Genomic DNA, 10,810 nt, shown 5'->3' on the forward strand with positions numbered 1-10,810 from the left:
CGGAGCCGGACGCGTAGGCCTCGCCCCCTCGGGAACACGCAACAGTGGCGACGCAAGAGAAAGGACGACAGCCCTGACGACAGCCCTTGCTGACGCCGGGCCGGAAAGGCGATATGTCAACCGAGCCGCGTGGGGATGACGCACTGACCTCCGAGGAGATTCCGAGCCGCACGAACAGCTTCGTGGGCGAGCCGCACGACGTGACGGGAGCGCGGCTGGCCGCGGAGGAGTTCCTGCGGGATCTGTCACGCTCCTCGCCGCCCTCTGCCCCCGAGTACTGGGACGACATCCTGTTGGTGGTGACGGAACTGGCCGCCAACGCGGTGCAGTACGCCCCGGGTCCGTTCGCGCTGCGGATGCGCCGGACCTTCGACGGGGTGCATGTGGTGCTGCACGACACCAGTTCCACGGAACCGGCCCCGCGCCCCTTCGATCCGCGCAGCGGGGGCGGCGGCATCGGCTGGCATCTGATCCACACCTTGTGCGACCAGGTCAGCGTCGTGAGCGACGAGCGTGGCAAGGACGTGCACGTCTTCCTGCCCTGGTGAGCCGGGAGCGTCACGGGCGCGGCGCGCGCCCGTGACCGGCCCGGGGCTCAGGCCGAGGCCGTCGTGCGCGGCGGCAGCCTGTCGTAGTAGTCGCCCACGGCCGTGAGGTACTCCCGGTCCCGGGTCTCGCTGTCGGTCTGGAAGCGGGGCGCCGCCTTGGTGTCTCCCCTGGTGCAGGCCAGTGTGATCTTCCGGCCCTGCGTGTCTATGCCGGTGACGACTCCGGCCGGCACCAGGACGCTGCGGCCGAACACCCAGACGCCGGTGTCGACGACCAGGTGGCGCATGCCGTGCGGGGCGGCCTCGCGGTCCACGTGCCCGATCGTGCCGTCGGTCGCGGCGACGGCGAAACCGGTGAGATCCAGCCCCTCGATGTGACCGCTGTCCGGCGCGTACGACCAGATTCTGTCGATGGCCACGCTGCTCCATCCTCCCTGACGGTGTGCGGATCGCGGAGCCCGGCGGACGGTCCCCCGTCCACCCGCTCCACTGCAGCAATTACCCTCCCGCCGCAAGCGCATTCGGCGCACACACCTTCGACCGTCGTCGGCGGCGGGCTTCGGCAGGGTTCGTCCCCTCAGGCATGGGGGCCGGTTTCCGGGGTAATCGCGGGGCGCGGTGGAAACGGAGCCTGGTGGCGAAGGGAGGCAGATGAGAAACGGCAGCAGAGCCCGCACCAGAACCGGCATCGCCCCGCACCGCGGTCATCCGCAGAGGTGACCCGCCCAGGCCGTAGCACTTGTTGGAGGTACCCGTGCCCCTCGCCCAGAACCCGCTGTCCGTGGAGGTCGAACTGCCCCGGGAGGACGTGGCCCTGATCACGGTCGACGGCTACCTGGACGTCGACACCGCGACCGAGTTCCAGGCCCATCTGGCCAACCAACTCCACCACGGCCGACGGCACTTCCTGCTCGACCTGTCGTCCGTCCCGTTCATGGACTCGTCCGGGATGAACATCATCCTGCGGGTGTACCAGGAGACCCGGAAGACCGCAGGCAGCGTGCACGTCATCAACCCGACGCCGGCCGTGCGGCGCGTCCTCGACCTGACCGGCGTCAGCATCACGGTGCCGATATCGGAGAGCCTCGACGAGGCCCTGGCCCGCGCCGAGGAGGTGCCGGACACCCCCGAGGAGCCGGGAGCGCAGACCGCCTGACGGGCCGGTTGGCCCCGCGGGCACACCGCCGGCGGGACCGGCGGCCGGTGCCCTCCCTCCGCCCTGCCCGGACGGCCGTCCGTCCTGCGCGCGCCGGTGACGGCGATGGCCAATTACCGTTCCCCCGGACCGGATCGGTTGCGCCGGATCCGGTGTCGTACGAGGTCGGCGCATGGTTAGAGTTGTCGCCCGGCAAGTGTCACAGCACCGTCCCGTTGCCTTTGGCGGGCTCGGTCGACGCAACGCGGATGAGGAGAGAACCAGGTGCCGGAGCACGAAGCGGACGGACAACTCGCCACGCCGACACACGAGGTCAGGGACTTCCTGCACCGCAGGCGCGAGCAGATCGCCCAGCGGTGGGCGGACGAGCCCTTGTTCCGCACCGTGTTCACCGTCTCGCGCGACGAGGCGGTGGAGGCGAGCAAGGTCGTCGTGGACGCGCTGGCCCAGGTGGCCGACTCGGATCAGGTGGAGGACCCGGACGCCGCGGGATTCAGCGGGGTGCGCGAGCAGCTGGCCCGGATGGGCGCGGCCCGCTCGCGTGCGGGGCTGTCGAACACCCAGGTCGCCAGCGAGCTGGCCGCCCTGCGGCCGCCCGTGGAGAACCTGCTGGCCGCCGATCTGGAGGAGACGCCGCCCGAGCATCTGCGGGCGTGTTCGACGGCGCTGACGGTGCTGATGGGCACCCTGCGGCTGGTCGCCATGCAGACGGCGCTGAGCGAGTGGCAGGCTCTCAGCGACCGGCAGCGGCTGCAGCTGATGGAGGTGGCGACGCCCGTCATCCGGCTGTGGGACGGCGTCGTGGCCGTGCCGCTGATCGGGACGCTGGACAGTGCCCGCAGCCAGGTGGTCATGGAGACGCTGCTGAACGCCGTCGTCGACCAGCACGCCCGGTTCGCGATCCTCGACATCACCGGGGTGCCGACGGTGGACTCGCTGGTGGCGCAGCACCTGATGAAGACGGTCGCGGCGGCGCGGCTGATGGGCGCCCAGTGCATCGTCTCGGGCATCCGCCCCGCCATCGCGCAGACCATCGTCCACCTCGGTCTGGACCTGGACGTGATCACCCGCGCGAGTCTCTCCGACGCGCTGCGGTACGCGCTGCACGAACTCGGCGCGGACATCGTGAACCCGGGTGCGGGCCAGCGGTGAGCGACGCCTACTCCCGTCCCGTCCCGGGCCACGTGCCGGTTCTCCGGCTCGGTGACGTCCTGCTGGTCACGCTCCAGGGGGACCTGCACGACAGCACGGCACAGCAGCTCCAGCAGGATCTCGCGGAGACCATCTCCCGTACCGGGGTGCGTGGTGTCCTCATCGACATCTCCGGTGTGGAGATCGTCGACTCCTTCCTCGGCCGGGTGCTGGCCGAGATCGCCGCGCAGGCCAAGCTGCTGGCCGCGCGGACCGTGGTGGCCGGCATGCGCCCGGCGGTCGCCATCACCCTGGCGGAACTGGGCCTGACGCTGCCCGGGCTGAGCACGGCGCTCAGCACCGAGGCGGGCATGGAGCTCCTCACGCAGCAGACCCCGGCGTATCGTCCGGGCGGCCCGCGTCAGGAGAGTCCGTGATGCACACTGCCGCGGGCGTGGAGGCCTGCTTGCCCATCCGGTCGGACATGGACCTGGTGTGGGTGCGACAGCACGTGCGGCAGGCCGCGGCCCAACTGGGCTTCGGCCTGGTGGACCAGACCAAGCTGGTCACGGCGGCCAGCGAGCTGGCCCGCAACACCCTCGTGCACGGCGGTGGCGGACAGATGGAGGCGACGCACCTCAGCAGCGGCGGTGCGCAGGGGCTCCGGCTGGCCTTCACCGACGAGGGGCCGGGCATCGCCGACCTGGACCAGGCGCTCAGCGACGGCTACACCTCCGGCGACGGGCTGGGGATGGGGCTGAGCGGCGCGCGGCGCCTCGTGCACGACTTCGAGATCGACAGCACGCCGGGCGACGGCACCACCGTGCGGGTGACCTGCTGGGCGGCCCGGCCGCCGCGTCCGCGCGAGGAGGCCTGATGCCACGCGTGTGGGACGTCCCGGTGCGCGACTCGACGCGGGTGCGCGACGCGCGGGTCGCCGCGGAGAGCGCGGCCGCGCTGGCCGGTCTCGACGAGCGGCGCACCGCGGCCGCCGCCCTGGTCGCGACCGAGCTCGCCACGAATCTGCTCAAGCACGCCGAGGGCGGCCAGGTGCTCATCGAGGTCGTGGCCCCGCCCGCGCCGCGGGAGGGTGGAGCGGAGTCCCGGGTCATGCAGATCGCCGCGATCGACCACGGCCCGGGCATCGCGGACATGCCCGCGGCCCTGCGCGACGGCTTCTCGACGACCGGCTCGCTCGGCGCGGGCCTCGGCACGTGTCAGCGGCTCGCCGACGACTTCGCCCTGCACAGCACGCCCGGCCGCGGCACGGTCGCGGTGGCCCGCGTGGGCACCACGCCCCGCGGCGGCGGTTCGGCGGGGCCCGACGTGGTGTCGGGTGGCCTGGGTCCGGCGGACGGTACGGCTGTTCCCGGCGTTCCGGCGTGGTCCGGGGGCGGGGCCTTTGCCGACGGCTGGTGGCCGGGCGCTACCGCACGGGCCGGCGACGCGCCGGCGGGAGCCGTGGCGTGCGGCACCCTGACGGGCCACGCGACGGTGCCGGGCGGCGCGTCGGGCTTCTCCCTGCGGGCCGGCAGCGTGCCCGGGGACAGCGGCGGCCTCTGGGACGGCCCCGGCCCCCGGCAGGTCTCCGGCGCACCGGGGCGGGCAGCCCGGCCCGGCCCTTCGGGTGACCGGCCCGCGCCCGTCCTCGGCGTGCGCGCCGGAGGCGTGAACATCCCCTACGGCGGAGCCGAGTACTCGGGTGACGCCTGGGCGTGGGTGCGCTCCGGGGACCGGCTGACGCTGATGCTGGCGGACGGTCTGGGGCACGGCCCGGAGGCGGCCCGGGCCTCGTCCGCCGCGGTCACGGCGCTGCACCGCTGGGCCCACCTCTCCCCCGCCGAGTCGCTGCGGCGGCTCCACGACGCGCTGAAGGGCACCCGGGGCGCGGCCGTCGCCCTGGCCCAGCTCGACGTGGGGGCCGGGCGGCTGCGGTTCGCCGGCATCGGGAACGTGGGGGCGCGGCTGCGCACGGACGGCACCTGGCGTCCGCTGCTGTCGCGGCCCGGCATCGTCGGCGTGCACCGGCCCGCCACCCTCCGCGAGGAGGAGGCCGACTGGGCCGCCGACCGGCTGCTGGTCCTGCACACCGACGGTCTGCCCAGCCGCTGGACGCCGCCGTCCGACGCCGGTCTGCCCGCGGCCGACCCGGCCGTGACGGCCGCCGTGGCGATACGTGACGCGAGCAGTCCCGCCCGTCCGGTGCGGGACGACACCGCCGTGGCCGTGCTCACTCCGACCCCGCCGGAACACCCATGATGCGCACTTGGCAGATCACCACCGTCACCGATGCGGCCCGCGCCCGCATCGCCCTGGCGCGCCTGGCCGCCGCGTACGGTGTGCCCACCGTCGAACGGACCAGGCTGGCCGCCGCCCTCAGCGCCCATCTGCGGCAGTGCCTCACCAAGGGCGGCACCTGGCTGCTCACCCTGGACATGGCCGGGTCCCCCGCCGAGGAGGGGCTGCTGCACGCCGTGGTGACGCCGTCGCCGGACGCGTCGGCCGCCGCCGGGGAGCCGCCGTGGGAGGTCACGGTCCCCTGCCCCGAGGCGGCCGGGGCCACGGAGGCCGGCGCCGTCGAGGACGATCCCGCCGCCCTCGCGCAGGCGCTGCTCGGCGCCGACGAGGACACGGCCGTGGTGCTGGACAAGCTCTCCGAGCAGGAGGATCTGGTCGCCTTCCACCGCGAGGAGCTGCACCAGACGAACCAGGGCGTCCTGGCCCTGCACGCCGAGCTGGACGCGGCCGGCCGGGCCCAGCGCGAGGCCTTCGCCGCCGAGCGCCGGGCACGCAACGAGGCGGAGAGCGCCCGCCGCAGACTGACGTTCCTCGCGGACGCGAGCGCCGTGCTGACGGCCTCGCTCAACCACGAGGAGATCGTGCGCCGGCTGCCGGACCTGCTGGTGCCGGAGTACGCCCGCAGCGTCGACGTCTGGCTGTTCGACCACGAGGACGACAAGCACCGGTCGGCGCCGCATCCGGCCGCCGCCGTGGTCGCGGCCCGGACCGGGCGGCCGCAGTACGCGGCCGACCATCCCGGCGGTCTGCCCGGTGTCGACGACCAGCCGCCGTCCGCGCTGGATCCCGCCCGGCCGCTGCTGTGCGTTCCGCTGCCGACGCGCCGGGCCCCGCTGGGCGTGCTGACCCTGTCGCCGCCCGGTGCGCGCTGGGACCCGGACGACGCGGTGATGCTGATCGAGCTCACCCGGCGGGCCAGCATCGCGATCGACAACGCCCGGCGCTTCGAGCACAACCGGGACATCGCCGAGACGCTGCAACGCGCCCTGCTCACGGATCTGCCGGCCACCCCGGGCCTCAGACTGGCCGCGCGCTATCTGCCCGCCACCCACGGGCTGAACATCGGCGGTGACTGGTACGACGCGTTCCCCCAGCGGGACGGCGGTCTCATCACCGTCGTCGGCGACGTGACCGGGCACGGTCTGCACGCGGCCGTCATGATGAGCCAGCTGCGCACGGCGCTGCGGGCGTACGCCGTCGACGGCGACAGCCCGGGCCGGCTGCTGACCCGGCTGCACCGGTTCCTGCACCATCTCCAGCCGGACCTGTACGCCACCGCCGTCATCGCCCGGTTCCACCCGGACGAGCCCACGCTGACCTGGGCCGCCGCGGGCCATCCGCCGCCGGTGCTGCGGCTGCCCGACGGAACCGTGCGCACCCTCGACGCCAAACCCGGCGCCATGCTGGGCATTCCCCTCACCCAGGAGATCGGCGACCACACGGTGCGCCTGTCGCCGGGCTCGACGCTCGCGCTGTACACGGACGGGCTGGTCGAACGGCGCGCGCAGGGCATAGACCCGGGCATCGAGCGGCTGGCCTCGGCGCTCGGCGGGTTCCGTTCGGCCGAGCTGGACGCCGATCTGGAGGGCTCGGCGGACCGGATCCTGCATCCGCTGCTGAGCGATTCCGAGCGCGACGACGACGTGTGTCTGCTGCTGTGCCATCTCCAGGGCGACGGGGCGGGCTGACGTACGGTCCGTCCGTCCGGCCGGGTGTGCACGCCTTCTTCACGCCGGCCTGGTGCTTTTCGGCCACGGGGCGGGCATGGTGGTGATCGACGCGTTCGTCTGCCCGCCGCGTCCGACTGGCGTGCCGGTCGACGACGCGGTGGGATCAATGGGGTGCGAACCAGCGATCCATGGGCAGTCGATAGGCGTTCGAGGCAGACCGCCTGGAGCCGCAGAAAGGGATGAACACCGTGACACGACCCAGGATCCTGGTGGTTGGCGCAGGCTTCGCCGGCGTGGAGTGCGTCCGCCGTCTGGAACGGAAACTCTCCCCGGACGAGGCCGACGTCACTCTGGTGACGCCGTTCGCCTACCAGCTCTACCTGCCGCTGCTCCCCCAGGTCGCCTCCGGGGTGCTGACGCCGCAGTCGATCGCCGTCTCGCTGCGCCGCAGCAAGAAGTACCGCACGCGGATCATTCCGGGCGGGGCCATCGGGGTCGATCTGAAGTCCAAGGTCTGCGTCATCCGCACGATCACGGACCAGATCGTCAACGAGCCTTACGACTACATCGTGCTGGCGCCCGGCAGCATCACCCGCACCTTCGACATCCCGGGGCTGACGGACCACGCGTTCGGGATGAAGACGCTCGCCGAGGCCGCGTACATCCGTGACCACGTCATCTCGCAGCTGGACCTGGCCGACGCCAGCCAGGACCCGCAGGAGCGGGCCTCGCGGCTGCAGTTCGTGGTGGTCGGCGGCGGCTACGCGGGCACCGAGACCGCGGCGTGCCTGCAGCGGCTGACGCACGCCGCCGTCAAGCGGTACCCGCGGCTGGACCCGGGCCTGATCAAGTGGCATCTGATCGACATCGCTCCGAAGCTGATGCCGGAGCTCGGCGACAAGCTCGGCAGCAGCGCGCAGGAGATCCTGCGCCGGCGCGGCATCGAGATCTCCCTCGGCGTCTCCATCGCGAAGGCGGGACCGGAGGAGGTCACCTTCACCGACGGGCGGGTGATCCCGACCCGCACGCTCATCTGGACGGCCGGGGTCGTCGCCAGTCCCCTCATCGCGACGCTGGGCGCGGAGACCGTCAAGGGGCGGCTGGCGGTCGCCCCCGAGATGAACCTTCCGGGCGACGACGGGGTGTTCGCGCTCGGCGACTCGGCCGCCGTGCCCGACCTGGCCAAGGGGGACGGGGCGATGTGCCCGCCCACGGCGCAGCACGCCCAGCGGCAGGGCCGGCATGTCGCCGACAACGTCATCGCGTCGCTGCGGGGCGGGCCGATGCGGCCGTACGTCCACAAGGACCTGGGGCTCGTCGTCGACCTCGGCGGCACCGACGCGGTCTCCAAGCCGCTGGGTATCGAGCTGCGCGGCCTGCCCGCCCAGGCCGTGGCACGCGGCTACCACTGGTCGGCGCTGCGCACCAACGTCGCCAAGACCCGGGTGATGACCAACTGGCTCCTCAACGCGGTCGCCGGCGACGACTTCGTCCGGACCGGGTTCCAGGCCCGCAAGGCCGCGCGGCTGAAGGACTTCGAGTACACCGACGCCTATCTGACGCCGGAACAGGTACGGGCACACGCCGAGGGCACCGCGCGGCTGGAGTAGCGCCGGGCCGGAGAGGGCCTTCCGCTCGTGGCATGTCATGCTGAGGTGCGGATCTTGGTGTGGTGAGTCGGGAGAGAGTGCGGCGGCGTGAGGGCAGCGGGACGGTCGGTGCGGGCACGACTGCGGGACCGGGTCGCCGCGTCGGACCCGGGGCTGCTGCGCCTGACGGCGGGGCTGCGGACGGTCGGCGCCATCGCTCTCACGCTGGCCGTGCTCGCCCTGTTGCGGGCCGATGTGCATCTCCTGGTGGCGGCGGCCATGGCGGCGATGGTCGCCACCTTCGCCATCCGGGAGAAGCAGCCCGGCGCGCAGGCCGTGACGCTCGCGCTGGGCCTGCCGGTGGCACTGGCCTCCGTGTCGCTGGGTGCGGTGCTCAACGCGCGGCTCTACGCCGGTGACGTCTTCTTCGTCGTCCTGATCTTCTGCGCGGTCTACGGCCGCCGGTTCGGCGACCGGGGCACCGCGCTCGGACTGATCGGCTTCCAGGTCTACTTCCTGTCCCTGTTCGTGGGCGCCGAGGTGTCCTCACTGCCCACGCTGTGCGGTGCCATCACCCTGGCGTTCTGCTCCAGTGCCCTGCTGCGCTTCGCGGTCGTGCCCGCGACCCCGGCGGGTGTCCTGCTGCGGCTGAGGCTGGCCTTCCGCGCCCGGCTGGCCCAGCTGGTGTCCGCGCAGCTCGACCTCCTCGACGCCGGCGCGGACGAGATGGACAAGGCCCTGGACGCCGTGCGCGAGGGCACCGCGGCGCTGCACGAGACGGCGATGATGATCCAGGCGCGGCTGGAGGAGGGCACCCCCGACGAGTCGGCGGCGCGGCTCGTGCAGCGCCGTATCGCGGACGCCGAGATCGCCGCCGAGCGGCTCGGACTGCTGCTGCTGACCGCCCGCAGCGCCGAACGGGCCGACACGCTGACCCTGCACCTGCCGGGCGCGCCCGCGCCGTCGGTGGGGCAGCTGGCCGTGCCGGACGAGGCCACCGCCACGCTGCGCCGTGACCTCCAGGCGCTGCGCACCCTCGTGCTGCGGGCCGGAAGCGGCGACACGGGCACGGCCCTGGCGCACGTGCGCAACCGGCTCCTGGGCTACCGGGACGAGGAGAACCTGCCGCCCGCGCCCGCCGCCGTCCAGGACGTGTTCCGGGGCATCGGCGAGGCGGCCCGCTCGGTGCTGGGGCTGCGGATCGCGCTGGACGGCCCGCAGGACGAGTCCGACGACAGCCCCGCGACGGCCCGCTCCCGCGAGGAGCTGGACGCGGAGGACGCCGCGATCGACAGCGCCGAGGAGCCGTCGGAGGAGGAAGAGACGGGGCTGCGGCGGCCCACCACGCGCGCGGCCGTGCAGGTCGCCGTCGGTTCGGCGCTGGCCATCGTGGGCGGTGAGCTGCTGTCCACGCAGCGCTGGTACTGGGCGGTGCTGACGTGCTGGATCGTCTTCCTGAACACCGCCTCGACGGGCGAGATCCTGGTCAAGGGCTATCGCCGGCTGCTGGGCACGGTGTTCGGCGTGGTGGCGGGCATCGTCCTGGCGGGTCTGGTCGGAAAGCACACCGTGACGGCGTTCGCGCTGGTCCTGGTGCTGATCTTCGCGATGTTCTACGTGGCGCCGCTGTCGTACACGCTGATGTCGTTCTTCGTGACCGCGATGCTGGGGCTGCTGTACACGCTGCTGCACACCTACAGCCTCGACGTGCTCGTGCTGCGGGTGGAGGAGACGGCGCTGGGTGCGGCCTGCGGGGTGGTCGCGGCGGCGCTGGTGCTGCCGGTGCGGACCGACCGCCGGACGAACGAGCTGCTCGAGACCGTCCTGGAGCGGCTCGCCGAGGTCACGGAGGCCGCGGTCGGCCAGCTGAGCGGCGGATCGGCGGACGACCTGCTGGACAAGGCGCGCGACCTCGACCAGGCGCTGGCCGACCTGCGGGCCGCCACGCAGCCGCTGACCCATCCGGTCACGCCGCTGCGGGCCCGCCGCCACACGGCCCGCTACGTGGTGGCGCTGCTGGAGACCTGCGCCTACCACGCGCGGACGCTGGCGGCCACCGCCGAGCTGCTGCCCACGCATCCCTCGATCGCGGCGGATCCCCGGCTGCGCGGGGCCGCGGGGCGCACGGTGCGCAACATCGAGACCATCGCGGCCCGGGTCGCCGACGAGCACGCCGCCGCGCGGATCGAGACCGGGCCGAGCATCGCCTCGCTGCTGGGGTCCGACGCCGGCACACCGCGCTACGGCCGGATCACCGACCGGGTGCTGCGGCATCTGGAGCGACTGGACGAGGCCGTGGTGGGACTCGCCCGACCCCTGGGCGTGCCGGTGGCTGAACCGCGGGCCTAAGGGCCGGGGGGCGGAGGCCCGAGGGCCCAGGGACCCGGAGACGCGGAGGCCGAGGGGCCGAGGGCCGGG

Annotated in this window: 10 protein-coding genes; 9 read left to right on the forward strand and 1 reads right to left on the reverse strand. The window is 73.4% G+C overall.

Going from position 1 to position 10,810, the window contains the following annotated elements; genetic code table 11:
- Positions 1-113 precede the first annotated feature (113 nt).
- The gene (locus tag CCL05_RS02935) at positions 114-548 is read left to right on the forward strand and encodes an ATP-binding protein (RefSeq protein ID WP_010033269.1); all 435 of its coding nucleotides are present in this window, start codon (positions 114-116) and stop codon (positions 546-548) included.
- Between the two features lie 47 nt (positions 549-595).
- Here CCL05_RS02935 and CCL05_RS02940 read toward each other — a convergent pair whose 3' ends face one another.
- Positions 596-967 carry a hypothetical protein gene (locus CCL05_RS02940; RefSeq protein WP_086558896.1) on the reverse strand — a complete coding sequence of 124 codons (372 nt, stop codon included), beginning with the start codon at positions 965-967 and terminating at the stop codon, positions 596-598.
- Between the two features lie 335 nt (positions 968-1,302).
- On the opposite strand from CCL05_RS02940, the gene CCL05_RS02945 reads away from it, so the two are divergent.
- From CCL05_RS02945 to CCL05_RS02985, 8 genes are all read left to right on the forward strand, one after another.
- Positions 1,303-1,704, forward strand: a complete 402-nt coding sequence (locus CCL05_RS02945) for an STAS domain-containing protein (RefSeq protein WP_086558897.1) — start codon at positions 1,303-1,305, stop codon at positions 1,702-1,704.
- Positions 1,705-1,968: 264 nt separating this feature from the next.
- Positions 1,969-2,856 carry an STAS domain-containing protein gene (locus CCL05_RS02950; RefSeq protein WP_086558898.1) on the forward strand — a complete coding sequence of 296 codons (888 nt, stop codon included), beginning with the start codon at positions 1,969-1,971 and terminating at the stop codon, positions 2,854-2,856.
- On the forward strand, positions 2,853-3,272 hold the full coding sequence (locus CCL05_RS02955; RefSeq protein ID WP_086558899.1) for an STAS domain-containing protein: 420 nt from the start codon (positions 2,853-2,855) through the stop codon (positions 3,270-3,272). The genes CCL05_RS02950 and CCL05_RS02955 overlap by 4 nt, the downstream gene beginning before the upstream one ends.
- On the forward strand, positions 3,272-3,712 hold the full coding sequence (locus tag CCL05_RS02960) for an anti-sigma regulatory factor (RefSeq protein ID WP_086558900.1): 441 nt from the start codon (positions 3,272-3,274) through the stop codon (positions 3,710-3,712). Before CCL05_RS02955 ends, CCL05_RS02960 begins: the two co-directional genes overlap by 1 nt.
- On the forward strand, positions 3,712-5,094 hold the full coding sequence (locus CCL05_RS02970; RefSeq protein WP_244204134.1) for an ATP-binding SpoIIE family protein phosphatase: 1,383 nt from the start codon (positions 3,712-3,714) through the stop codon (positions 5,092-5,094). Before CCL05_RS02960 ends, CCL05_RS02970 begins: the two co-directional genes overlap by 1 nt.
- Positions 5,091-6,821, forward strand: coding sequence for a PP2C family protein-serine/threonine phosphatase (locus CCL05_RS02975; protein WP_086558901.1), 1,731 nt, complete (start codon positions 5,091-5,093; stop codon positions 6,819-6,821). The genes CCL05_RS02970 and CCL05_RS02975 overlap by 4 nt, the downstream gene beginning before the upstream one ends.
- A gap of 221 nt (positions 6,822-7,042) precedes the next feature.
- Positions 7,043-8,413, forward strand: coding sequence for an NAD(P)/FAD-dependent oxidoreductase (locus tag CCL05_RS02980; RefSeq protein WP_086558902.1), 1,371 nt, complete (start codon positions 7,043-7,045; stop codon positions 8,411-8,413).
- 87 nt (positions 8,414-8,500) lie between these two features.
- Positions 8,501-10,741, forward strand: a complete 2,241-nt coding sequence (locus tag CCL05_RS02985; protein ID WP_086558903.1) for an FUSC family protein — start codon at positions 8,501-8,503, stop codon at positions 10,739-10,741.
- Positions 10,742-10,810: the final 69 nt, after the last annotated feature.

Source organism: Streptomyces africanus, assembly GCF_002150735.1.
In the GTDB taxonomy this organism is placed as follows: Bacteria; Actinomycetota; Actinomycetes; order Streptomycetales; family Streptomycetaceae; genus Streptomyces; species Streptomyces africanus.

What these genes read in the sequence shown, in the direction of transcription:
- CCL05_RS02935 (WP_010033269.1), top strand. Translation starts at nt 114, where the DNA reads ATGTCAACCGAGCCGCGTGGGGATGACGCACTGACCTCCGAGGAGATT.
- CCL05_RS02960 (WP_086558900.1), top strand. Translation starts at nt 3,272, where the DNA reads ATGCACACTGCCGCGGGCGTGGAGGCCTGCTTGCCCATCCGGTCGGAC.
- CCL05_RS02970 (WP_244204134.1), top strand. Translation starts at nt 3,712, where the DNA reads ATGCCACGCGTGTGGGACGTCCCGGTGCGCGACTCGACGCGGGTGCGC.
- CCL05_RS02975 (WP_086558901.1), top strand. Translation starts at nt 5,091, where the DNA reads ATGATGCGCACTTGGCAGATCACCACCGTCACCGATGCGGCCCGCGCC.
- CCL05_RS02980 (WP_086558902.1), top strand. Translation starts at nt 7,043, where the DNA reads ATGAACACCGTGACACGACCCAGGATCCTGGTGGTTGGCGCAGGCTTC.